The organism is Streptomyces sp. NPDC052910, from assembly GCF_055585605.1.
Window position 1 is genome coordinate 306,963 of the sequence record NZ_JBVJJR010000002.1, and the last position, 23,552, is coordinate 330,514.

Annotated in this window: 18 protein-coding genes and 1 pseudogene; 13 read left to right on the forward strand and 6 right to left on the reverse strand. The window is 74.1% G+C overall.

Annotated elements, in window-relative coordinates:
• The first annotated feature begins 37 nt into the window (after positions 1 to 37).
• Entirely contained in the window at positions 38 to 976 is a 939-nt protein-coding gene (locus tag ACZ6X9_RS07180; protein WP_469776941.1) for a sirohydrochlorin chelatase family protein, read from the forward strand.
• Positions 977 to 1,104: 128 nt separating this feature from the next.
• Here the strand turns inward: ACZ6X9_RS07180 and ACZ6X9_RS07185 are convergent, their stop codons facing one another.
• The gene (locus tag ACZ6X9_RS07185) at positions 1,105 to 2,157 is read right to left on the reverse strand and encodes a lactonase family protein (RefSeq protein WP_469776942.1); all 1,053 of its coding nucleotides are present in this window, start codon (positions 2,155 to 2,157) and stop codon (positions 1,105 to 1,107) included.
• Positions 2,158 to 2,454: 297 nt separating this feature from the next.
• Between ACZ6X9_RS07185 and ACZ6X9_RS07190 the strand changes: the two genes are divergently transcribed.
• The 3 genes from ACZ6X9_RS07190 to ACZ6X9_RS07200 all read left to right on the forward strand — a co-directional run bounded on the left by ACZ6X9_RS07190 (position 2,455) and on the right by ACZ6X9_RS07200 (position 5,793).
• The gene (locus ACZ6X9_RS07190) at positions 2,455 to 3,957 is read left to right on the forward strand and encodes an FUSC family protein (protein WP_469777632.1); all 1,503 of its coding nucleotides are present in this window, start codon (positions 2,455 to 2,457) and stop codon (positions 3,955 to 3,957) included.
• A gap of 153 nt (positions 3,958 to 4,110) precedes the next feature.
• Complete coding sequence (locus ACZ6X9_RS07195) at positions 4,111 to 4,644, forward strand: Lrp/AsnC family transcriptional regulator (protein ID WP_469776943.1); 534 nt, start codon at positions 4,111 to 4,113, stop codon at positions 4,642 to 4,644.
• 222 nt (positions 4,645 to 4,866) lie between these two features.
• Complete coding sequence (locus ACZ6X9_RS07200) at positions 4,867 to 5,793, forward strand: D-alanyl-D-alanine carboxypeptidase family protein (RefSeq protein ID WP_469776944.1); 927 nt, start codon at positions 4,867 to 4,869, stop codon at positions 5,791 to 5,793.
• 159 nt (positions 5,794 to 5,952) lie between these two features.
• Here ACZ6X9_RS07200 and ACZ6X9_RS07205 read toward each other — a convergent pair whose 3' ends face one another.
• The gene (locus ACZ6X9_RS07205) at positions 5,953 to 6,375 is read right to left on the reverse strand and encodes a YjbQ family protein (protein WP_469776945.1); all 423 of its coding nucleotides are present in this window, start codon (positions 6,373 to 6,375) and stop codon (positions 5,953 to 5,955) included.
• A 142-nt stretch (positions 6,376 to 6,517) separates the two neighbouring features.
• The gene (locus tag ACZ6X9_RS07210; protein ID WP_469777633.1) at positions 6,518 to 7,069 is read right to left on the reverse strand and encodes a GNAT family N-acetyltransferase; all 552 of its coding nucleotides are present in this window, start codon (positions 7,067 to 7,069) and stop codon (positions 6,518 to 6,520) included.
• 48 nt (positions 7,070 to 7,117) lie between these two features.
• Here ACZ6X9_RS07210 and ACZ6X9_RS07215 point away from each other — a divergent pair, with 48 nt between their 5' ends.
• From ACZ6X9_RS07215 to ACZ6X9_RS07240, 6 genes and pseudogenes are all read left to right on the forward strand, one after another.
• Positions 7,118 to 7,717 carry a TetR/AcrR family transcriptional regulator gene (locus tag ACZ6X9_RS07215; protein WP_469776946.1) on the forward strand — a complete coding sequence of 200 codons (600 nt, stop codon included), beginning with the start codon at positions 7,118 to 7,120 and terminating at the stop codon, positions 7,715 to 7,717.
• Positions 7,718 to 7,750: 33 nt separating this feature from the next.
• Positions 7,751 to 8,914: pseudogene (locus tag ACZ6X9_RS07220) on the forward strand (FAD-dependent oxidoreductase); the annotation flags it as partial.
• A 544-nt stretch (positions 8,915 to 9,458) separates the two neighbouring features.
• Positions 9,459 to 10,322, forward strand: coding sequence for a (Fe-S)-binding protein (locus ACZ6X9_RS07225; protein ID WP_469776947.1), 864 nt, complete (start codon positions 9,459 to 9,461; stop codon positions 10,320 to 10,322).
• Positions 10,319 to 11,791 (forward strand): lactate utilization protein B, encoded by a 1,473-nt coding sequence (locus ACZ6X9_RS07230; RefSeq protein ID WP_469776948.1) that lies wholly within the window; start codon positions 10,319 to 10,321, stop codon positions 11,789 to 11,791. The genes ACZ6X9_RS07225 and ACZ6X9_RS07230 overlap by 4 nt, the downstream gene beginning before the upstream one ends.
• Positions 11,788 to 12,498 carry a LutC/YkgG family protein gene (locus tag ACZ6X9_RS07235; RefSeq protein WP_469776949.1) on the forward strand — a complete coding sequence of 237 codons (711 nt, stop codon included), beginning with the start codon at positions 11,788 to 11,790 and terminating at the stop codon, positions 12,496 to 12,498. The genes ACZ6X9_RS07230 and ACZ6X9_RS07235 overlap by 4 nt, the downstream gene beginning before the upstream one ends.
• Positions 12,499 to 12,612: 114 nt before the next feature.
• Positions 12,613 to 13,827 (forward strand): SGNH/GDSL hydrolase family protein, encoded by a 1,215-nt coding sequence (locus ACZ6X9_RS07240; RefSeq protein ID WP_469776950.1) that lies wholly within the window; start codon positions 12,613 to 12,615, stop codon positions 13,825 to 13,827.
• Positions 13,828 to 13,902: 75 nt separating this feature from the next.
• Here the strand turns inward: ACZ6X9_RS07240 and ACZ6X9_RS07245 are convergent, their stop codons facing one another.
• Entirely contained in the window at positions 13,903 to 15,708 is a 1,806-nt protein-coding gene (locus ACZ6X9_RS07245; protein ID WP_469776951.1) for an ABC transporter ATP-binding protein, read from the reverse strand.
• A 304-nt stretch (positions 15,709 to 16,012) separates the two neighbouring features.
• Between ACZ6X9_RS07245 and ACZ6X9_RS07250 the strand changes: the two genes are divergently transcribed.
• Entirely contained in the window at positions 16,013 to 16,462 is a 450-nt protein-coding gene (locus tag ACZ6X9_RS07250; protein ID WP_469776952.1) for a MarR family winged helix-turn-helix transcriptional regulator, read from the forward strand.
• Positions 16,463 to 16,468: 6 nt separating this feature from the next.
• Here ACZ6X9_RS07250 and ACZ6X9_RS07255 read toward each other — a convergent pair whose 3' ends face one another.
• Entirely contained in the window at positions 16,469 to 18,094 is a 1,626-nt protein-coding gene (locus ACZ6X9_RS07255) for a peptide-N4-asparagine amidase (protein ID WP_469776953.1), read from the reverse strand.
• Positions 18,095 to 18,259: 165 nt separating this feature from the next.
• On the opposite strand from ACZ6X9_RS07255, the gene ACZ6X9_RS07260 reads away from it, so the two are divergent.
• Together ACZ6X9_RS07260 and ACZ6X9_RS07265 are read left to right on the forward strand one after the other, a co-directional pair.
• On the forward strand, positions 18,260 to 20,143 hold the full coding sequence (locus ACZ6X9_RS07260; protein ID WP_469776954.1) for an ABC transporter transmembrane domain-containing protein: 1,884 nt from the start codon (positions 18,260 to 18,262) through the stop codon (positions 20,141 to 20,143).
• Positions 20,140 to 21,918 (forward strand): ABC transporter ATP-binding protein, encoded by a 1,779-nt coding sequence (locus tag ACZ6X9_RS07265; RefSeq protein ID WP_469776955.1) that lies wholly within the window; start codon positions 20,140 to 20,142, stop codon positions 21,916 to 21,918. The genes ACZ6X9_RS07260 and ACZ6X9_RS07265 overlap by 4 nt, the downstream gene beginning before the upstream one ends.
• A 19-nt stretch (positions 21,919 to 21,937) precedes the next feature.
• On the opposite strand, the gene ACZ6X9_RS07270 is transcribed toward ACZ6X9_RS07265, so the two are convergent.
• A complete protein-coding gene (locus ACZ6X9_RS07270) occupies positions 21,938 to 23,518 on the reverse strand; it encodes an FAD-dependent monooxygenase (RefSeq protein ID WP_469776956.1) in 1,581 nt (526 codons plus the stop codon).
• Positions 23,519 to 23,552: the final 34 nt, after the last annotated feature.

Sequence of the window (23,552 nt, forward strand, 5' to 3'; positions counted from 1 at the left end):
AAACAGGGTGGTTCCCGACCGGATAACATGCGGCGCCATGAGCTCCCCCACAGGGCCCACGTCCGGCCTGCCTGTACGAATGCCCCGACCCCGCCAGTCCGGACGGCACCGGAGGCCGGAGCCCGTGACCGCACCGGCGGCCGCGCCCCCGCTCGTGCTCGCGGTGCCCGGCGTCCCCGGCCCGGCCGCGCGCCGGCTGGCCGAGGAGACCCTGAGCATCGCCCGCTCCGAGCTCCCCGGCCTGGACGCGCGCATCGGCTACGTGGACGCCGAGGGCGACGCCGGCGGGTTCCCCGCCCTGGACTCCGTCCTCGGCTACGCCGCGGCCCGGCACACCGCTCGCATGAGCGAAGCGCAGGCCGCCTCGGACGAGGAGGCCGCCGCCTGGGCCCACGGGCCCGCCGCCGTCGTGGTGCCGCTGCTGGCGGGCCCCGACACGTCCGTGCTGCGGCGCATACGCCAGTCGGTCGTCAGCAGCGGCTCGGCCTTCGAGCTGACGGGCACGCTCGGCCCGCACCCGCTGCTCGCCGAGGCCCTGCACGTGCGCCTCTCGGAGGCGGGCCTGGCCCGCGCCGACCGCGCCCGGCTGTTCACCGTCGCAACCGCCGCCGACGGAATCGTCCTGGCCACGGTCGGCGGCCCCGAGGCGGTGCAGGCGGCCGGCATCACCGGCATGCTGCTGTCGGCGCGCCTGGCCGTGCCCGTACTGGCCGCCGGTCTGGACGAGGAGGGCGCCGTGGCCCGTGCCGCCGACGAGCTCCGCTCGTCCGGTTCGCGCAATCTGGCCCTCGCGCCGTGCCTGATCGGCCCGGAGGCCGACGAGGCGCTGCCGTCCATGGCCGCGAAGGAGGCGGGCTGCGCGGCGGCGGAGCCGCTGGGCGCGTACCCGGCGATCGGCAGGCTCGTCCTCGCCAAGTACACCGAGCTGCTGGGCATCGCCTCCCAGCCCTCGCCGATGCACGCGCCGGTGCGCTGATCCGCCGCACCACCGCGTAGCCGTCGGAGCGCACCACCGTGTGACCGCCGGGAAGGGCCTCTGCCGAGGCCCTTCCCGCGTTTCGGGGCCGGGCGCCCCGTACGCACGCCTCCGCGAGACCCTCGGACTCAGCGGAAGACCACGCACGAGGCGGCCGGCGCCGCCACCGAACCGGCCCGCTCGGGTATGCCCGTGTCGGCGTCGACCGTGAACCACGTGACGTCGCCCGACCGCTCGTTCGCCGCGTACAGCAGCCCGCCGTCCGGGTGGGCGGCGAGGTGGCGCGGCCAGCGCCCGCCGCAGCTCACGGTGGAGCGCAGCCGGGGCGCGTCCCCGGAGGGGTCGAGGGTGAGGGTGGCGAGGGTGTCGTCGCCGCGGTTGGCCGTCCAGAGGAACCGGCCGTCGGCGGAGAGCACGGGCGTCGAGGGGTACGTGGGGTCGGCCGCCCCCGCGCCCACGACGGGTGCCGTCTCCAGCGGCTCCAGCGCGCCGGATCCGGCGTCCCAGCGGCAGACGGTCACCGTCGGGTCGAGCTCGTTGAGGACGTACGCCCGGTGTCCCCGCGGGTGGAAGACGAGCGTCCGCGGGCCGCTGCCGGGGCGCAGACGCGTCTCGCCGTGGGGCACCGGCTCGCCCGTGGCGGGGTCGAGCGCGGAGAGGTGGACGGAGTCGGTGCCGAGGTCCACCGCGAGCAGCCAGCGGCCCGTGGGGTCGGGGGCCACCGCGTGGGCGTGCGGTCCCTCCTGCCGTTCGGCCACCGGCCCGCTGCCCTCGTGCCGCAGCACCACGGACGGCACGGTGAGGCCGCCGTCGGCGGCGACGGGCAGGGAGCTGACGCTCCCGGACCGGTAGTTGGCGGTGAACAGGCGGGCTCCGGCGAGCGCGAGGTGAGTGGGGGCGTCGCCCTGGACGGGCACGGCCGGGCCGAGCGGTTCCGGGCGGTCCGGGTCGGCGAGGGAGAAGGCCGTCGCCGTGCCCCCTTCCGTCTCGCTCACCGCGTACAGCACGCCGCCGTCGGCCGAGAGGGCCAGGAACGAGGGGTCCGCCGCGACGGCGGTGGAACGGACGGGTGTCAGCGCTCCGGTCTCACCGTCCACCCGCGCCACGGTGATGCCCGGGCCCCCCGCTCTCGTGAACGAGCCGATGTAGGCACGCCGTTCGCGCCGTCCGCCGATGGCCATCGCGTCCCCTCCGCATAACGTCCCCGTCACGTCGATGTCCCGACGCTACAGGGCACCACTGACATCGCCCGGCGCCGCCCCGTCACGGCCGGTCCGGAGGCGGCCTGAAGGTGGTCCGTTGGCCCTGTGCGCGCCGGGTTACCGTCGGGTAAAGGCAGGCCAATGGCTCATCTTTTCTCCCTTGTCTTGAGCCATATGGTCCATGGATGGTTTGATGAACCCGTCAATGGCGCTGCGGGATCCCCGCGGCGCCTCTTTTGTGCGCGCGATCGGAAGAGGGTGGTGAAGCTGAAGAAGATGTTCGCGGCTCCGGATCCGGGCCGCGTCCGGCTGCGGAACTCGGCCCGGGCCGTGCTCGGCGTGGGTCTGGCGGTGACGGTCTCGCATCTGGCGACCGGTTCGGTGGGGGCCGCGATCGCCGGTGGTCTCACCGCGCTGCTCGCCCTCTTCACCGTCACCGATGCCCGGGTTCGCGACCAGGCGGTCACGACGGCGTGGCTGCCCGCCGTCGGCGTCCCGGTCCTCGCGCTCGCGACCGTGCTGCACGCCCTCCCCGTGGCGCGGGACGCGGCGTTCCTCGGCGTCGTCTTCGCCGGGGTGTACGCGCGGCGCTGGGGCCCCCGGGGGCAGGCGCTGGGCATCTTCGGTTTCATGATGTTCTTCATGGCGCAGTTCCTGCACGCCGCGCCGGAGGGGCTGGCGGAGCTCTACGCGGCCATGGCGCTGGCGCTGGTCTCGTCGTCGCTGGTGCGCTTCGGGCTCTGGTGCTGGGAGCGGCGGCTGCCGCCGGTCATCGCCCCCGCGCCCGCGGCGGCGCGCGGCCTGGAGCGTCCGACGACCCGGCAGGCGTTCCAGAACACGTTCGCCTGCGCCCTGGCGCTGGGCGTCGGGCACCTGGTCTCGGACGAGCGCTGGTACTGGGCCGTCGGCACCGCGTGGTGGATCTTCGTGAACACCGCCTCGCGCGGGGAGACCCTGGTCCGGGGATTCCGCCGCGTGGTGGGCACGGTGGCGGGCATCGCCGTCGGCCTGGTCGTCGCGGTGCCGCTGCACGGCGCCCCCGCGCCGACCGCGGTCCTCGTGGCGCTCTGCGTCTTCGGCATCTTCTACACGGCCGCCCCCTCCTATAGCTGGATGATGTTCTTCGTGACCGTCATGGCGTCCCTGCTGTACGGGCTGCTGGGCGTCCTCCACCCGGGCCTGCTGCTCCTGCGCTTCGAGCAGACGCTGGTGGGCGCGGCGGCCTCGGCCCTGGCGGTCGCCCTGGTGCTGCCGGTCACGACCCACGCCACCACCGACGCCTGGATCCGCCGGGCGATGCTGACGGTGCGGCACTGCACGGCCGAGTCGGCGCGGCGGCTGGCCGGGGAGGCGGCCGCGGATCCGGCGCCGTACGTCGCCGAGCTGGAGCTCCTCCTCGCCCGGGTCCGGATGTCGCTGGCCCCGCTGCTGCACCCGCTGAGCCCGCTGCGGGCTCGCAAGGAGCGCGCCCGGCTGGTGACGGCCCACCTGGACGACTGCGTCCGGCAGGCGCGCGGTCTGGCCGAGGTGGCCGCCGACCCGGACGCCTCGCACGACGCCCGGCTGACCGCCGCCTGTCAGCGGGTCGAGGCGGCGCTGCGCGCCCTGCTGCCCGCGACGGAGGCCCCGGCCTCGGCGGCCGAGCTCGGCCTCGCGGCTCCCCAGCACCACCCGGGCGCGGAGCGGGCCCTCGCCCACCTCCACGACCTGGAGCGGGCGGTGGCGGGCCTGGCCGGGCCGGTGCTGAGCAGCCCGCGGTCTCCGCTCTCGGAGGCCTGAGCGCGGGCCCTTCCGCCCGTCCTCGCCGACTTCCGCGAAGGGCGGCGGGCCGATGGCCTGCCCGGCCGCCGGCCCGCCGCCCGGTGGCGGGCCGCGGACTGGGCCATTGGTACAGTGACGGCCCGGCACCCGAGTACGAGGGAGTGTCCGCCGATGGCCGTAGACGCCCTGGACACCAGAATCCTGCGCCTCCTGCTGGAGCAGCCGCGGACCAGTGCGCGGGAGTACGCGCGGCTGCTGGGCATCGCGCGCGGCACCCTCCAGGCCCGGCTCGACCGGCTGGAACGGGACGGGGTGATCACGGGGACCGGCCCCCGGCTGTCCCCCGCCGCGCTCGGCCACCCCGTCCTGGCCTTCGTGCACATCGAGGTCACCCAGGGCCATCTCGACCCGGTCGCGGAAGCGCTGGCGGAGGTGCCGGAGATCATAGAGGCGTTCTCCATCACCGGCGCCGGCGATCTGATGGTGCGGGTCGTCGCCCGCGACGCCGCCCACCTGGAGGACGTGATCCAGCGACTGGTGCAGTTTCCGGGCGTGGTGCGCACCCGGACCGAGATGGTGCTGCGGGAGCGCGTCCCCTACCGCATGACGGGGCTACTGCGCGCGGTGGAACAGGACGTCCGGCGGAAGGACGAGGGCCGCGCCCGCGGGCGTTCCACCGCCCCGGCGGCCGGCGGCGGCATCTGACGCCCGCGTTTCCTCCGACTGTCTGACCGGTCCTCATCTCCCCTCGTACGGCGGCGCGTCCGCCGCTCCCGGGCGTCTCCCGCCACCCTCACGACCCGGTTGTCGCCCGCCGGGCAAGCGTCCGGTGCCCGGTTTCCCCCGGGCCCCGGAAGGGTGGGAGGATCTGCTGGTTCCACCCGGCCTTGAGAGACCCGGGACAACTCGTGAGGAATGAGACGTAATATGCAGCAATCTGGGGGAAGACGGGCCCGTCGGTGGGGAGCCGCGGTGACCGCGTCGACCGCCGCGTTCGCGGTCGCCGTGCCCGCGGCCACGGCCGAGGCGTCGACCGGCCCGACGGGCATCGCCGCCAAGGGCGCGTTCCTGCTCGACAGCGGCGCCAACCGGCAGTTGTGGGCCAAGGACGCCGACACCCAGCGCCAGATGGCCAGCACCACCAAGATCATGACGGCCGCCGTGGTCCTGGATACGCGGGGCGTCAACCTGAACAAGCAGATCACCATCAAAAAGGCGTACCGCGACTACGTCACGAAGAACGGCGCGAGCACCGCCGACCTGCGGGCCGGTGACAAGCTGACGGTCGGGCAGCTCCTGTACGGCCTGATGCTGCCGTCCGGGTGCGACGCGGCGTACGCGCTCGCCGACAACTTCGGCACCGGCAAGACCGAGGCCGCGCGCACCAAGTCGTTCATCGCCCAGATGAACAAGAAGGCCGCCGCGCTCGGCATGAAGAACACCAAGTACGACTCGTTCGACGGCATATCGCAGGTGGGGACGAACCACTCCACCCCGCGCGACATCGCCAAGCTCGCGCGGCACGCGATGGGCAACAGCACGTTCGCCACGGTCGTCAAGGCGACCAGCACCCGCCAGAAGGCGGCGAACGTCAACCGCACGTACACCTGGTACAACACCAACAAGCTGCTGGGGTCCTACAAGGGCGCCATCGGCATCAAGACCGGCACCGGCACGGCCGCCGGTCCGTGCCTGGTGTTCGCCGCCCAGCGCGGCAAGCGCACGGTCGTGGGCGTGCTGCTCAACGACCCGACCAAGCGGTACCCCGACGCCGTGAAGATGCTGGACTGGTCGTTCAACACGACCTCGAAGGTGAAGCTGCGTCAGCTCCCCAGCTTCGCGCAGCACGACTGAGCCGCCGCCCCCGGCCGGCCGGCGCGCGCACGGCGGTCCTTCGACGGACCGCCCGGCGCGCCGCCCCGGCCGCGGGCCCGGCCCCGGCGCCCCTCCCGCGGCCGCACCGGGTCAGCCCCGCACCGGGCCGACTCCGTGCCGGGTCAGCCCCGTGCCGGATCAGCCGAGGAACGAGAGCCGCACCTTGCGGTGCGGATTGTCGACGTTCGTATCGACGAGGACGATGCTCTGCCACGTCCCCAGCTCCAGCTCGCCGCCGACGACGGGCAGCGTGGCGTGCGGCGGGACGAAGGCGGGCAGGACGTGGTCGCGGCCGTGCCCCGGGGTGCCGTGCCGGTGCCGCCAGCGGTCGTCCTTCGGCAGCAGGTCGCGGAGGGCGGCCAGCAGGTCGTCGTCGCTGCCCGAGCCCGTCTCGATCACCGCCAGGCCGGCGGTGGCGTGCGGGGTGAAGACGTTGAGCAGGCCGTCCCGGCCTGCCGCCACCTCCCGCAAGAAGTGGGCGCAGTGGCTGGTGAGGTCGTACACCGTCTCGTTCGAGCCGGTCGTGATGTCCACCGTGCGGGTGGTGAAGGTATCGGTCATGCACCACCCCTTACCCGCACCGGCCCGGGATCGGCAAACCGGAGCGGGCCGTCCCCCGGCCGGCGTGGCACCGGTACGGCGAACCGGCGGAACCCGGACGCCGCGTGCCGCCGTCCGCCGCCTCCGTCCCGCCACCCGCGATTCAGCGCCGGCGGTCCTGCCATTCGGATGCGAGGATCGCCCAGTTCTGCTTGTCGTAGCGCGCACCCTCGTAGGGCCAGTACGCGCGCTGGACACCCTCCAGCGTCATGCCGAGCCGCTCGGCCACGGCGGAGCTGCGGGTGTTGTCGGCGCGGCAGCGCCACTCGGCGCGGTGCAGGCCGCGGGTGGTGAGGGCCCAGTCGAGCAGAGTGCGGCAGGCAGCGGTGACCAGGCCGTGGCCCTCGCCGGCCGGCTCCAGCCAGCAGCCGATCTCGCAGGAGCCCAGCGCGGCATCGAACTCCACGAACATCACACCGCCGACCAGGGTGCCCTCCCGCCAGATGCCGAAGAGGCCGGCCTGGTCCACCGCCCGGCGCTCGGCGTAGCGGCGCAGCGTGGAGCGGGCGCCGTCGAGGTCGTCGGTGACGAACGCGGGCCCGACCCACGGGCGGATGTGCTCCCGGGCCCGGTCCATGTGCGCCGCGAACTCCTCGGCGTGCCATATCTCCAGCGGGCGGAGCAGAGCGTCGTCCCGCAGCGGGAGGGAGAACATGATGACCCCATTCACACAACAAGCGTTACGGTTATGTACGGTGGCAGCATGCCACGAACCAAGGGCGATCACGAAGCCCGGCGCCGCGACGTCTCCGAGGCGGTCTGGCGCGTACTCGCCGCGCACGGCTTCGGCGGGCTGACGATGCGCGCGGTCGCCGCCGAACTGGGCGCGACCACGGGTCTGCTCACCCACTACTTCCCCGCCAAACGGGACCTGCTGGCCCACGCCCTCGACCTGCTCGACCGGCGCAGCGCCGCCCGGCCGCGGCGCGTGGCGCTCCGGGGCCTGCCCGCCGTCCGGGCCGCCCTGCTGGACATCCTGCCGCTCACCCCGGCCGCCACCGACAGCAACCGCGTCTGGGTGTCCTCCTGGGACGCCGCGCTCGCCGACCCGGCACTGAGCGAGGGCCACGCGGAGCGGTACGCACGCAGCCGCGACCGGTTGCGGGAGCTCGTCGCCGCCGCTCAGGAGCTCGGCGAGCTGCCGCCCGGCGACCCCGACCGGATCGCGGCCGGAGCCCAGGCCTTCGTGCTCGGCCTGGTGGTGCAGTCCCTCTTCGACCCGGCGGCGTTCCCGCCCGGGCGCCAGACCGAGCTGCTGGACGACTACCTGGCCGCGCTGGGCACCGCACCGGCTCGGTCCTGAAGGCCCGGGAAGAGATCCCCCCGCCGCCTCGTTGGTAGAACCATGAACGAAATGGCGGTGGTGCGGGCGGTGGACGTCGTGGTCGTGGGCGCCGGGCAGGCGGGGCTCTCCACCGCCTACCACCTGCGCCGCGCCGGTTACGAGCCGGACCGCGACTTCGTCGTGCTGGACCACGCGCCCCGGCCCGGCGGCGCCTGGCAGTACCGGTGGCCCACCCTGACGTACGGCAGGGTCCACGGCATGCACGCACTGCCCGGGATGCCGCTCACGGGCGCGGACGACGCCCGGCCCTCGTCCGAGGTGATCGGCGGCTACTTCTCCGCCTACGAGGCGGAGTTCGACCTGCGGGTCCGGCGCCCCGTCGACGTGCGGGCGGTACACGAGGACGGCGGGGCCGGGACTGCGACCGGGCCCGGGACCGGGCGGCTGCGGGTCGAGTCGTCGGCCGGGGTGTGGTCGGCGCGGGCACTGGTCAACGCCACCGGTACGTGGGACCGGCCGTTCCTGCCGCGCTACCCCGGGCAGGAGCTGTTCCGGGGCCGCCAACTGCACACCGCCCGCTACCCGGGCCCGGAGGCTTTCACCGGCCTGCGCGTGGTGGTCGTCGGCGGCGGCACGTCCGCCGTCCAGCACCTGCTGGAGATCGCCGACGTGGCCTCCGCCACGACCTGGGTGACGCGCCGGCCACCGGTGTTCCGGGAGGGACCGTTCGACGAGGCGCGCGGCCGGGAGGCCGTGGCGCTGGTGGAGGACCGCGTCCGGCAGGGACTGCCGCCGCGCAGCGTCGTGTCGGTCACCGGGCTGCCGATGACCGCCGCCATGGAACGCGCGCGGGAGGCGGGCGTCCTCGACCGGCTGCCGATGTTCGACCGCGTCACCCCCGAGGGCGTCGCCTGGGCAGACGGCAGGACCGTTTCCGCCGACGTCATCCTGTGGGCCACCGGTTTCCGGCCCGCACTCGACCACCTGGCACCGCTGCGGCTGCGGGAACCCGGCGGCGGCATCCGACTCGACGGCACGCGCGTCCTCCGTGACCCGCGCATCCACCTGGTCGGGTACGGACCGTCGGCCAGCACCATCGGCGCCAACCGGGCCGGCCGGAGCGCGATACGGGAGATTCGGAAGCTGCTCGCCGGGGAGGACGGGGTCGGAGCGACGAACGGTGTACGCGAACGGGCGGTCGCCTCGGTGGGATAGCGACGGGCGCGGTGTGCGCGCGGCGGGCGACCGCTTCGATGAGGGGGCGATGGACGGTGAGCCCGTGCGGGCGGTGGCCCCCGTGCGCCGGCAGCGGACAGCGGGTCCGCGCCGGCGGTCGCCTCGCCGGGACAGCAACGGACGCTGGGCCCACGTGAGCGCTCGCCTCGCCGGAACAGCAACAGACGACGGACCCACCGAGCGATCGCCCCGCCGGAACAGCAACAGACGACGAGCCTTACGCGAGCGCTCGCCTCCGCCTCGTGAGGCGCCGCGTGGTCACGAGCCGGTCGGCGCGCCCCGGGCGTTTCCCGCAACCCCGGCCGCACCGCACGCCGGGCGTGCGTTCCGCATGGCGCGACCCGCGTACCGCACCCCGCGCGCTGCGGCGGAAAGGCGCCGCGGGGCGTGCCCCTCACGCGGCCCGATCCGTAGCATGCGCATCATGCTGCGACGCTCCCGTGGTTCTCGTGGTCCCCACCGTCCGCCCGGCCCCCTCGCGTCTCCCGACCCACGCGGCTCTCTCCGCTCCCCGGATCCGGGAGTGGTCGGCCTCTTCGTGACCTGCGTCAACGACATGCTGTACCCCGACACCGGCCGGGCCGTGGTCACGTTGCTGGAGCGGCTGGGGGTGCGGGTGGCGTTCCCGGCGGAGCAGAGTTGTTGCGGTCAGCCGTTCTTCAACACCGGTTACCGGCGGCCCACCGAGCCGCTGGTCCGCCGGTACGCCGACGCCTTCCGGGGGTACGACCACATCGTCACGCCGTCCGCCTCCTGCGCGGCCATGGTCCGCGAGCAGTACCCGCGGATCGCGGCCCGGGCAGCGGCCGAGGGGCGGGACGGCGGGCTGGCCGAGGCGGTGGCCGAAGTCGTGCCCCGGACGTACGAGCTGACGGAGTTCCTGGTGGATGTCCTGGGGGTGACGGACGTCGGCGCCCACTACCCTCACACCGTCACCTACCACCCCACCTGTCATGGGCTGCGCGCCCTCGGCCTGGGCGACCGGCCGCGTCGGCTGCTGGAACGGGTGAAGGGCCTGGAACTGCTGGAGTCGGCGGGCGCCGAGGAGTGCTGTGGCTTCGGCGGGACGTTCGCCGTCAAGAACGCCGCCGTCTCCGTCGCCATGGGCACGGACAAGGCCCGCGCCGTCGTCGCCACGGGCGCGCAAACCCTCTGCGCGGCGGACAACTCGTGTCTGGCCCATATCGGCGGCATCCTCACCCGGCAGGGAGCGGCGGTACGGCCCGTGCACATCGCGGAGATCCTGGCCTCGACGGGCGCGGAGGCGGCGGCCGGGACGGAACCGGAGCCGGAAACCGGGCCTGGGAAGGAAACCGGGCGCGGAACGGAGACCGGTCCACCGTCCGGTCCCGGTCCGGCCTCCGGCGCGAAGGGGGACGCGCGATGACCGGTCGGGTACCGCTCGGCATGCCCTCGTTCCCCCGGGCCGCCGCCGTCTCGACGCGGGACGCGCGACTGCGCGCCAACCTGCGGCACGCCACCACCACCATCAGGGCGCGCCGCGCGGCGGCCGTCGCCGAACTCGACGACTGGCTCCAACTGCGCGCCGCCGCCGCGGCCGTCAAGGACCGTACCCTCCGCCACCTCGATCACTACCTGGTCCGACTGGAGGAGCGCGTCACCGCGGCCGGCGGGACGGTGCACTGGGCGGCCGACGCGGCGGAGGCCAACCGGATCGTCACCGAGCTCGTGCGGGCCACCGGCGAACGGGAGGTCGTCAAGGTCAAGTCCATGGTGACGCAGGAGATCGGCCTCAACGAGGCCCTCGCGGCGGCCGGCATCCGGGCGTACGAGACCGATCTGGCGGAACTCATCGTGCAGTTGGGGGACGATCTGCCGTCCCACCTCCTCGTCCCGGCGATCCACCGGAGCCGGGGCGAGATCAGGGAGATCTTCCGCGAACGGATGGCCGACTGGGGGCGGCCGGCGCCCGAGGGGCTGACCGACCGTCCCGCCGACCTCGCCGAGGCGGCCAGGCTGCATCTGCGGGAGAAGTTCCTGCGGGCCCGGGTGGCCGTGAGCGGCGCCAACTTCATGGTCGCGGAGACCGGGACGATGGTGGTCGTCGAGTCCGAGGGCAACGGGCGGATGTGCCTGACCCTGCCCGAGACGCTGATCTCCGTCGTGGGCGTCGAGAAGGTGGTGCCCACCTGGCGGGACCTGGAGATCTACCTCCAGTTGCTGCCCCGTTCCTCCACGGCCGAGCGGATGAACCCCTACACGTCGATGTGGACCGGCACCACGGAAGGCGACGGTCCGCGCTCGTTCCACCTGGTGCTGCTCGACAACGGCCGGACCGACACCCTCGCCGACACGGTCGGCCGCCAGGCGCTGCGCTGCATCCGCTGCTCGGCCTGTCTCAACGTCTGCCCGGTGTACGAGCGGGCCGGCGGGCACGCCTACGGCTCGCCCTACTCCGGCCCCATCGGAGCGATCCTCGCCCCGCAGCTCCGCGGGACGGCCGGGCCGCTGGAGCGGTCGCTGCCCTTCGCGTCCTCGCTGTGCGGGGCCTGCTACGAGGTGTGTCCGGTGGCCATCGACATCCCCGAGGTCCTGGTCCACCTGCGGGAACGGGTGGCGGAGGGCGGCCAGGCGACGGTCCGCGGTACCCGGGCGGTGGTGCGTCCGGCCCGGCGGCGCGCTCCGGAACGGTGGGTGGTGGCGGGCGCGGCCTGGGCCCTGGACCGGCCGGAGCTGCTCCGCCGCGTCCGGCGGCCGGTGGCCCGGGCCGGCCGGTTCGCCCCACGACGGCTTCCGGGCCCCGGCCGGGCGTGGACGGACGGCCGGGCGCTGCCGGAGATCCCCGAGGAATCGTTCCGCGACTGGTGGGCGCGGACGCGAGGAGGTGCGCGGTGAGCGCGGGTACGGGCTCGGGAGCGGTGGGGCGTCCGGCGGGCGGCGCGAGCCGGGCGCGGATCCTCGGCCGGGTGCGGCGTGCCCTCGCCGACGTCCCGGCGTACGAGCGGCCGCGCGATCACCCCGTGCCCCGCGACTACCTGCGGGTGCACGGCCGGCGGTCGCCCGCCGAGTCGGCGGCGCTGCTCGCCGCGCACTTGGCGGACTACCGGGCCACCGTGCACCGGACCGGCGAGGACGGGCTGCCGGCCCTGCTCCGGGAGGTGCTGGCCGGGCGGGGCGCCCGCCGGGTGGTGGTACCGGCCGGACTGCCGGACGGCTGGCTGGCCGGGGCGGACGTGAAGGTGGTGGTGGACTCCCCCGGCCTGACGGTGCGTGAGCTGGACGCCGTGGACAGCGTCGTCACGGGGTGCGCGCTGGCGGTCGCCGAGACCGGGACGGTCGTCCTCGACGGGGGTCCCGGGCAGGGGCGGCGCCGGATCACGCTGGTTCCCGACCACCATGTGTGCGTGGTGCGGACCGCCGACCAGCTCGTGGACTCCGTCCCGCAGGCCCTCGAACGCCTTGATCCCGCCCGGCCGTTGACGTGGATCTCCGGGCCGTCGGCGACGAGCGACATCGAGCTGGACCGGGTGGAGGGCGTGCACGGGCCGCGGGTGCTGGACGTCGTGCTGGTGGCCGGGGACCGGGCGGCGTCGGGAGGGTGACCCTGGCGTTGGTACGCACGGCCCGCGTACGAAGCGGCGGGGGCTGGGTGGGCCGCCGCCGGACCGGCAGGCTGTTCCTCGTCGGCGGAGATCACGCGAACGAGGAGGAAGACCATGACGGTACGGGAAGCGGAGCTCGTGGGGACGGCGGCGCCGGTCGGCGGAGAGGCGCGGACCGGGTGGGCGGCCGGGTGGGCGGCAGCGGTGCAGCGGCCGAGCGCCGGCTTCGGTGAGAACTGGTCCGAGACGGGGTTCGCACGGCAGTCCGTCCGCCAGATCGTCCGGGTGACCGGCGGCGGAACGTCGGCCCGTGTCCGGCTGTCCCACCGCTACGGCACCGGGCCGCTGACCGTCGACGGGGCGGCGCTGGCGCTCGGCGCGGGCGGGGCGGAGGTTCGGCCGGAGTCCGTGCGGGCGCTCACCTTCGGCGGCGCCTCGTCGGTGCGGATACCGGCGGGCGGCGTGGTGGTGAGCGACCCGGTGGAGCTGCGGGTGGCGGCGTTCGACTCCCTGGCGCTGACGCTGTACTTCGAGGGTCCGACAGGGCCGGTGACCTTTCACTCGCAGGCGTGGGCGGAGACCTACCGGGCCGCGGGCGACCGCACGGGATCGGCCTCCGGGGCGGGCTTCGACGAGGTCACGCACTCCTGGTACCTGCTGTCCGACATCGAGCTGACCGGGGAGGGAGCGGCCGAGGGGGCGGTGGTGGCCCTGGGCGACTCCATCACGGACGGCTTCGGCTCCTCCGTGGGGGCCGACGCCCGCTACCCCGACGCCCTCGCCGAACGGCTGGCGGCGGCGGGCCGGCCGTGGGCCGTGCTCAACGCGGGGATCGGCGGCAATCTGCTGCTCCATGACTCGCCGTGGTTCGGCGAGCGGCCTTCCGCGCGGCTGGAACGGGACGTGCTCGACAAGCCCGGGGTCCGTGCCGTGATCGTGCACGTGGGCCTCAACGACATCGGCTTCAGCGAGGTGGACCTGCCGATGTACAAGCCCGCCGTCGAGGTGTCGGCCGACGAACTGATCGCCGGTTACCGGGAGCTGATCCGGCGGGCCCGTGAGCGCGGTGTGAAAGTGATCGGCGGGACCGTCCTCCCGTTCAAGGGCTCCGAGTACCACACGCCTCGGGCGGAGGCGAAGCGGCTGGCGGCCAACGAGTGGATCCGCACCTCGGGCGAGTTCGACGCGGTGGCGGACTTCGACGCCGCCCTGGTCTCGGCCGATGACCCCCAACTCCTCTCTCCCCGCTACGACTCGGGCGACCGCAAGCACCCGGGTGACGCGGGGTACCGGCTGATGGCGGAGGCCGTGGACCTGGACACTCTCTGACGACGCCGGGCCGCATCTGAGGCCCGGCGGCCGGGGGCCGTGCGGAACGGCCCCCACCGCCGCTCGTGTTCGGTCTCAGACCGTCACCGCGAGGCGGGCGTCGCCGCGCACCAGCGCCGCGTATCGGCCGTCGGCGGCGAGGAGTTCGCGGTGCGTCCCCCGCTCGGCTATGCGCCCGCCGTCGAGCACCACGATCTGGTCGGCGTCGCGGACGGTGGAGAGGCGGTGCGCGATGGTGATGGTGGTGCGGCCTTCGGACAGCGCGTCGATGGCCTTCTGGACGGCCTGTTCGGTCCGGGTGTCCAGGGCGGAGGTGGCCTCGTCCAGGATGAGGACGGGCGGGTCGCGCAGGATGGTGCGGGCGATGGCCAGCCGCTGCTGCTCGCCGCCGGAGAAGCGGTGCCCGCGCTCGCCGACGAGGGTGTCGTAGCCGTCGGGCAGGGAGGCGATGTGGTCGTGGATCTGGGCGGCCTCGGCGGCGGCGCGGATCTCGTCGTCGTCGGCGTCCGGTTTGGCGAACCGCAGGTTGTCGGCGACGGAGGCGTGGAACAGGTACGTCTCCTGGGAGACGATGCCCACGGCACGGCTGAGCGTGTCGAAGTCGAGATCGCGGACGTCCACTCCGTCGATGAGCACCCGGCCGCCGGTGACGTCGTAGAGCCGGGGTACGAGGTGGCCGAGGGTGCTCTTCCCGGAGCCGGTGGGGCCGACGACGGCCAGGCTGCCGCCCGCGGGGACGACGAGGTCGATGCCGGCGAGGGTGGCCCGGGCGGCGTCCGGGCCGTCGTAGGCGAAGCCGACGTCCTCGAAGCGGACCTCGCCGCGGATCTTCTCCAGGCGTACCGGGCGCTCGGGCTCGCTGATCTCCACCGGAAGGTCGAGGTACTCGAAGATGCGCTGGAAGAGGGCGAGCGAGGTCTGTACCTGGACGCCGGTGGACAGCAGGGAGACGGTCGGCCGCAGCAGGCCCTGCTGGAGGGAGACGAAGGCGACGAGCGTGCCGATCGACAGGGCGGGGCCGCCGGCTTCCAGGCTTATCCCTGCCGCCCAGTAGAGGAGCGCGGGCATGGCCGCCATGACGATGCCGATGGTGGACATCCGCCACCGGCCGGCCATGTTGGCCCTGACCTCCAGGTCGACCAGCCGTTCCGATTCCTTGGCGAAGGCGGCCGTGAGCGAGTCGGCCCGGCCCATGGTCCGGCCCAGGAGGATGCCGCTCACGGAGAGCGACTCGGTGACCATGGAGGCCATGGCGGCCATCTGTTTCTGGCGTTGGGAGGTGACCTTCTTGCGCTCGCGGCCCACCCGGTGGCTGATCCATACGAACACCGGGAGCAGGAGCAGGGAGACGACGGTCAGCCGCCAGTCGAGGGCCAGCATGGCGGCGACCGAGGCGACCACGCTGGTGAGGTTGGAGACCAGCGAGGTGGCGGTGGACGTCACCGTGGCCTGCATGCCGCCGATGTCGTTGGCGATTCTGGACTGCACCTCGCCGCTGCGGGTCCGGGTGAAGAAGGCGAGGGGCATGCTCTGCAGCCGGGCGTAGACGGCCGTCCGCAGGTCGTGCATGACGCGCTGGCCGACGGTGGTGGACACCAGGGTCTGGAGCACGCCGAAGACGCTGGTGACGACCGCGGCGGCGATCATGCCGAGGGCGAGCAGGGTGAGCAGCCCGGTACGGCCCCGCGGGATGGCGACGTCCAGGATCTCCCGCAGCAGGAAGGGCGAGGCCACGGTGACCAGGGAGGACGCGGCCACGAGCAGCCCCACGAGGGCGAGGCGCCCGCGGTAGGGGCGGAAGAGGCGCAGGATGCGCCGGACTTGGGCGGGGTGTTCCGGGTCGGGGGGCGGTGGGGTCCATTCGGGTTCGTGGGGGCGCAAGGGGCTCCTTCGGCGCGTGGCGGTCCGGTGGTACGTCCGGTGGGGGACGGTCCGGCGGTCGATACGGACAGGCGGTGCGGACGAGCTGTGCGACTGTGCGGACGAGTTGTGCGGAACGGTGACGAGCAATGGACGGACGAGACGAGCGGGGCGAGCGGGAGGCCGGCGGGGCGGTGCCACGGATGGCGGCACGGCGGGGCACAGCACAGGCCTCGTGGGCCGAGGGCGGTCACCGACGCTCGTAGAGAGCATAGCTCACTGTTACCTATACTCACAATGCACATGCTCTTGGTAATCTGGCCCGATGACCGTCCCCGACACGTCCGGACAGCTCGCCGAGCAGCTCCTGCGGCTGACCCGAAGGCTCAATCGCGCGCAGAAGCGCTATCTGGACCCGGTCGGCATCACGCCCGCCCAGTCCCGTCTGCTGCGGTCCGTCGCGCACTGCGAGGAGCCGCCGCGCATGGCCGATCTGGCCGAGCGGCTGGAGGTGGTGCCCCGGGCGGTCACCACCCTCGTCGACGCCCTGGAGGCGAACGGCGCGGTGCGCCGCGTGCCCGACCCCTGCAACCGCCGGGTGATAAGGATCGAGCTCACCGAGCAGGGCCGGGAGACGCTCCGCGCGATGCGTGAGGCCCGGCGCGCGGCGGTGGAGGAGATCCTGTCCCCGCTGACCGCCGAGCAGCGCGACGTGCTCGGCGGTCTGCTGGGCGAGCTGATGCGGGGGCAGCTCCCGCACCACCCGCCGCGCTGACCCGCGTCAGCAGCGGCTCCGGTCCTCCGTGAGGGCGCCCTGGGCGGTGGCGATCGTCCGGTCGTGGCAGAGCCCGGGCCCGGTGAGGCGGTAGTGCTCGCGTGAGACACCGGTGGCGTGCCGCTGGTCGCGCGGCACGTCCTGGTTGTAGGAGGCGTCGCCGGTGTAGGTGTCGTCCAGCCGTGACCAGCCGGTCCGTACGCCGCCCCGCAGGGTGACGCTCTCGGCGCGGTCGCCCGTCGTCATCACGGTCCGCAGGCGCGGCCCGGTGGCTCCGGTGATCTCGCCGTCCAGGGTGTACGCGCGCTGGGTGCGGGTGGTCGTGGCGGGCCCGCGGCCGTGCACGGTGACCGCCTCGTCGTCGGCCCAGCGGGCGCGCAGCCCGTCCGTCCCCTCGCCTTCGGTCCAGTGGTGCGCGGAGGAGGCGGTGACGCCGCGGCGCACGGTGGTCGTCACCCTGCCGTGCGAGGTGTCCAGGTATCCGGAGACGGTCAGGGTGTGGCCGCCCTTGGCGGTGAACCGGTGGGTCGCGCCGGGGGTGTACGCCGTGTCGTTCTCCGGTGTGCTCTCGGTGTGTCCGGTGAGTTCACCGGTGACGCGGGAGGCTTTGGCGTCCTGCCAGACGAGGATGTTGGTGGGGGTGCTCCAGCCGCTCTGTCCCGCCGGGACGCCGGCGACCGAGACGGTGATCCGGTGTGGCCGGCCGTCGTTGAGCAGTCCGGCGAACGGGGTGAGGTCGTACTCCAGCGGGCGCACGTCGAAGGCGCGCGGGGCCGGGATCACGTACCAGAGGAAGGGGTTGGACCAGCCGCCGGTCCAGATGGTCGGGTGGGGCGCGGCGATCCCCGCGAGCCGGCCGTCGACGGCCACTCTCACCTCGCGGTACGGGCCGTCGGCGGCCTTGCAGGAGTAGGGCGCCGCGTTCGGCACCGTCAGGTACCAGAACTCCTCGCACCCGCCGCCGGATCCGGTCGCGTACACCTCGGCGACGACGCGTTCGGTGTTGCGCGGCGTGGTCACCGTCCCCTCGTACGCCGTGCCCGCCTCGTGGGCGCCGTCCAGGGTCAGCACCCGGTCCGGGGTGGCGGCCTGGCGCACCCGGCCCTCGGCCGCGTAGAAGGTCAGGGTCGCCCTGACTTTGATGACGCCGGTGTACGTCTCGTTGACGAGGTTGCCGATGAGCATCTCCACGGGCTGCGGTGAGCGCAGGGTGGCGGCGTACCGCGTGACGTCCTTCTCGACCTTCCAGGCGATGCCGTCGGGAGACGGCTCGGGGGTGGAGGTGCGCAGCACCTCGACGCCGCCGACGCGGAGGTAGCCGAGTCGGTCGTACTGGCGGCCGGCGACCGAGCCGTCGAGGCGGAGGACGACTTTGTTCCAGCGGTCTCCGCAGCCTTTGGGGGGCGTATAGGTGCTCTTGTAGGGCGTGTAGTCACGGAATTCGGTGTCCGCGAGGGTCACGGTGCAGGAGGTGGTGTCCGGGACGGCCACCGGGGGCGCGGCGGTGACGGGGTCGTGCCAGTCGGTGCCGAATTCGGCGGGCGGGTCCGGCGGGCCCGCGGCCACGGCGGTGCCGGTGCCCAGGGCCAGGGCAGCGGCCCCGGCGCACAGTGCGCGCAACAGTCGTCTCATGCGGCAGGAGTGAAGCGCGTCGCCGCGCGACGCACCAGTAGACCTTTGGCCTGATGTTCGCGTGGTGTGCGGGGACGCCGAAATTCGGTTGAACTCGGCGTGCCAGGAGGGCGACGCTGGCACGGCTCTCCCTTCTTCCCTCCCCTTCCGCGCCCTTGGGACGTCATGCGTATTCGCGATCTTCCCTATGCCGACCCCGGAGTACCGGACGTCCGGTCCGGTCCGCGTCTGCTGTGGTGGCTGAGCCGCAGGCAGCTCGGCGGGCAACTGGCGGCGCTGGGCTGGGGAACGCTGCACATGGCCGCCGTGGCCCTGTTCCCGCTGGCCGTGGGCATGACGGTGCAGGCCGTGGTCGATCGGTCGGGGTCCGGGCTGGCGGCGGCGGGCGGCCTGATGCTGCTGTTGGGCGCCCTCACCGCGCTGGGCGACACGATGCTGCACCGGGTGTCCGTCACCAACTGGATCACCGCCGCGGCCCGGTTGCAGCAGTTGCTGGCCCGCAAGGCGGCCGAGCTGGGTTCGGCGCTGACGCGGCGGGTCGCCGCCGGTGAGATCGTCACGGTCTCGACGGCGGACGTGGAACACGTCGGATGGTTCGTGGAGACCCAGTCGCGGTTCCTCTCTGCGGTCTGCACCACCCTCGCCGTCTGCGTGGGCCTGGTGCTCTACCAGCCGGTGCTGGGCGGGGTGGTGGCGGTCGGCGTGCCGCTGCTGGTGCTCGCGGTCCTGCCGTTGCTGCCGCCCGCGACGCGCCGGGCGGACGCGCAGCGGGAGTCGGCGGGTCATGCCGCGGAGCTGGCGTCGGACACCGTCGCGGGACTGCGGGTGCTGCGCGGCATCGGCGGCGAGGAGCTGTTCCTCTCGCGGTACCGCCGGGCGTCGCAGGAGGTCCGGGGGGCCGCCGTGCGCAGCGCGCGCATGTGGGCGCTGATCGCGGCGGTCCAGGTGCTGCTGCCGGGACTGCTGATGATCGTGGTGGTCTGGCTCGGCGTGGGGCTGGTCCGCGACGGCCGGGTCGGAGTGGGCGAGTTGGTGACCGTCTACGGCGTCGTGACGTTCCTCCTCTTCCCGATGCGCCAGGTCGAGGAGGCGGCCATGGCCTATTCCTTCTCTCGGCCGTCGGCCGACCGGGCGGCCCGACTGCTGGCGCTGCGGCGCACGGCCGAGGCGTCCGGAGAGAGCTCCGGCGGTCCGACGGACCGGGCGCTCGGCGGCGACCTCCACGACCCGCTGACGGGACTCCGGGCCCGCGCCGGGGAGTTGACGGCGGTGGTGTGCGGAGACCCGGACGCCGCCGGGCTGCTCGCCGACCGGCTCGGCGGGCACGCGCCGCAAGCCCCCGCCGGTTCGCCGTCGGTGCTGCTCGGCGGGGTGGCCCTGGACGAGGTGCCACTGGAGGCCGCCCGGGCGGCGGTGCTGGTTCAGGACAAGGACCCGGTGCTGCTCTCCGGCACCCTCGCCGAGCTGCTGGACGTGCCCTCGTCCGGGCGGGTCGCACCGGAGGCGGCCCTGGCGGCGGCGTGCTGCGAGGACGTCCTGGACTCGCTGGCGCGATCCGCGGCTGACCCGTCGGCCGGCGCCATCGCGGCCCACATCACCGAGCGGGGACGGTCCTTGTCGGGCGGCCAGCGGCAGCGGCTGGCACTCGCCCGGTCGCTGCTGGTGGACCCGGAGGTGCTGGTGCTGGACGAGCCGACGTCGGCGGTGGACGCGCACACCGAGGCCCGGGTCGGCGAGGGGGTGCGCGCGCTGCGCGAGGGGCGTACGACGGTGGTGTTCACCTCCAGCCCCCTGCTGCTCGACCGGGCCGACCGCGTGGTGCTGGTGCGGGACGGGCGGGTGGTGGCGGTGGGGCGGCACGAGGCACTCCTGCGCACGCAGCGGGCCTACCGCGCGGCGGTCACCCGCGAGGAGGACGGGGTGTGTGGTGCGGACGAGGACTCGGACGCCGTCCGCACGGAAGCGGCGAGCGGTGCGGTGCGCGGGCGGACGGCTCCGGCGGGCGGACGGCCTCCCGCGGCGAATGATCGGATCGGGGAATCGGCATGATCGGTGTGGCACCGCCCTCCTACGACCCGGCGGCGCCGGAGTCGGCGACCACCCTGCCGGTCGGCGGGCCGGCGACCGTCCGCCGCTGCGTACGGGAGCTGGCACGCCGGCACCGGCGGGCACTCGTCCTCCTCGTGGCGGTCAACTCCGTCGCGGTGACGGCCTCGATGGTGGGCCCCTACCTGCTGGGCGGCCTCGTCGAGGACCTGTCGGAGGGCACGGCCGTCCGTCTCGGCCCGGTGATCTCCCTGTTCGCGGTGGCGCTGGCCGTGCAGACGCTGTTCACCCGCATGATGCGGGTGCGCGGCGCGGTGCTCGGCGAGGAGATGCTCGCGGACCTGCGCGAGGACTTCCTGGTCCGCTCGGTGCGGCTGCCGCCGGGCGTGCTGGAGCGCGCGGGCACCGGTGACCTGCTGTCCCGGATCACCACCGACGTCGACCGGCTGGCCAACGCGATGCGGGAGGCCGTCCCCGAGCTGGCGATCGGGGTGGTATGGGGGGCGCTGCTGCTGGGCGCGCTCACCGTGACGGCGCCTCCGCTGGCACTGGCCGTGCTGGTGGCGCTGCCGCTGCTGGTCGCCGGCTGCCGCTGGTACTTCCCGCGCGCCCCGCGCGCCTACCGCTCCGAGGCGGCGGGATACGCCGCGGTCGCCGCGGCCCTGGCGGAGACGGTGGACGCGGGCCGGACGATCGAGGCGCACCGACTGGGCGCGCGCCGGGTGGCGCTCTCGGACCGGCGGATCCGGGAGTGGACGCGTTGGGAACGCTACACACTCTGGCTGCGTACGGTGTTCTACCCGGTGGTCACCATGACGCACGCGCTGGTGACCGGCTCGGTACTGCTCCTCGGTGGGGTGTTCGTCCTCCAGGGGTGGATCTCCGTGGGCCAGTTGACGACCGGCGCGCTGTTCGCCCAGATGCTGACCGAGCCGGTGGGCATCGTGCTCCGTTGGTACGACGAACTCCAGGTGGCCCAGGTGTCGCTGGCCCGGCTGGTGGGCGTCCGCGAGATCGAGCCCGCCGGCGGTGACGAGAAGGTCCGGCCCGAGGGCCGGGCCCTGCGGGCCGACGGGGTGCGCTTCGGTTACGCCCCGGGGACGGACGTGCTGCACGGCGTGTCCCTGGACGTGCCGCCCGGCACGCGGGTGGCGCTGGTCGGTCCGTCCGGTGCGGGCAAGTCGACGCTGGGCCGGCTGCTGGCGGGGATCTACGCGCCGCGTTCCGGTGCCGTGACCCTGGGTGGTGCCGAGCTGTCCCGGATGCCGGCCGAGCGGGTACGGCGGCACGTGGCGCTGGTCAACCAGGAGCACCACGTCTTCGTCGGCTCGCTGCGCGACAACCTGCTGCTGGCAAGGTCCGGTGCCGGTGACGAGGAGTTGTGGACGGCACTGAAGGTGGTGGACGCCGAGGAGTGGGCGCGGGCGCTGGAGAAGGGTCTGGACACCGAGGTGGGCTCGGGCGGACTCGCCCTCACCCCGGCCCAGGCCCAGCAGATCGCGCTGGCGCGGCTGGTGCTGGCCGACCCGCACACGCTGGTGCTGGACGAGGCGACGTCACTGCTGGATCCGCGGGCGGCCCGGCGGCTGGAGAGCTCACTGGCCAGGGTGCTGGCGGGCCGGACGGTCGTGGCCATCGCCCACCGGCTGCACACGGCCCACGACGCCGATGTGATCGCGGTCGCGGAGGACGGGCGGATCAGCGAACTGGGCAGCCACGACGAGCTGGTGACGGCGGACGGGACGTATGCGGCGCTGTGGCGGTCCTGGCAGCGGTAGGCGCGGCTCGCGGGACTCGTCACGGGGGCGTGGAGCCGGTGATCGCGGTGAGGGCGTGGCGGAGGGCGCCGCCGCCGGGCGGCGCGTCGTCCCAACGGGCGCCGATGTGGCCGTCGGGCCGGACGAGCAGCGCTCCGTGCGGGCCGAGGCGGCAGGGGTCGAGGTGCTCGTGCGGGAGGGGCTCGACGCGCAGCGGCCAGTGCGCTGCGGCGCCGGCCTGCCGCTCCCAGCGGGCGGGGTCCGGGGTGAGGACGGTGAACCATTCGCCGAGGGTGTCGAGGGTGGAGCGGCCGGAGGCGAGCCGGCGGTGCGGCATGCGGTGGCCCGGCTCCGGCGTGGGGACGTAGTCCGTGCCGCTGTCGGGCGGTTCGGGTGGGGTGCCGTGCTCGGTGAGGACGGCACCGGAGCGGTAGGCGGAGCCCAGTACGAGACCGAGTTGGGCGAAGTACTCTTCCGACCAGGGCAGTTCGATCCGTTCAGGCGTCGTCTCGCCGCGTCGGATCTGTTCCTGGCGGTGCTGCTGCACCTGTCGCAGCAGCCGGGTGTTGGCCACTGCTTGGCGGAGGGTCCGGTGGGCGACGGGCCGGCGTTCCGCCGCGTAGGTCTCCAACAGGGGTGACCCCGCCCATCCCCGGAGTACCCCCGCGAGTTTCCAGCACAGATTGTGTGCGTCCGCGACGCCGGTGTTCATGCCCAGGCCGCCGATGATGGGCATCGCGTGCGCGGCGTCACCGGCCAGCAGGACGCGACCGTGCCGGAATGCGTCGGCGACGAACGCCTGCATCACCCACTGCTGCACCCGCAGCACCTCGATCCCCGCCTGCGCGCCGGGGCCGAGGGCACGGGCGACGATCCCGGCCCAGTCGGCGTGCTCCGGGTCGTCGGGGGTGGGGGCGAACCAGGACCAGCCGCCTTCCGGATAGAGCGGGAGGAAGGAGCCGTGCGCGGTGAAGTAGACCCCGGCGGGCCGGTCGGTGCTCCAGGGGCCGAGGTCGGCGTCGAAGACGACGGTGGTGATGTTCCCCAGGGCGCCGGGGCCCGTGGTGCCGATGCCCAGCAGGCCCCGGACGCTGGAGTGCGCGCCGTCGGCGGCGAGGACGTAACGGGCGTGGACGCGTGTCCCGGCACCGCTGTCGCGGTCGACGACGAGGGCCTCGACGCCGTGGGTGTCCTCGGTCAGGGCGGTCAGCTCCGTCCCGAACCGGACGGGAGCGTCCGCCGCGCCGAGCAGGAGGGGCTCCAGGCGGTCCTGCGAACTGACCACCCCTCGTACGGGACTCTCGGGAACCGGCGCGTTGATCCCGACCATCGCCGCGGACGCGAAGTCCGGGCCGTCCCGGGTGTCGCGGAAGCGGATACGGCCGTACTCCGGCGCGAACGCGACGGCGGTGATTCCGGCGGCCACCCCGAGTCCGCGGAAGATCTCCATCGAGCGCACGTTGACGAGCCGGGAGCGTGGGAAAGGCGACAGCGCGCGGTGTTTCTCGACCAGCAGGGTCCGCACGCCCCAGCGTTCCAGGAGGGCCCGGGCGGTGAGCCCGACCGGCCCGCCACCGACGATCAGCACCTCCGTCTCGGTCTCGGCGTCCGGTCCGGGCATGCCGCGGTCCTCCGCTCGCGTAGGGGCGCCGGCG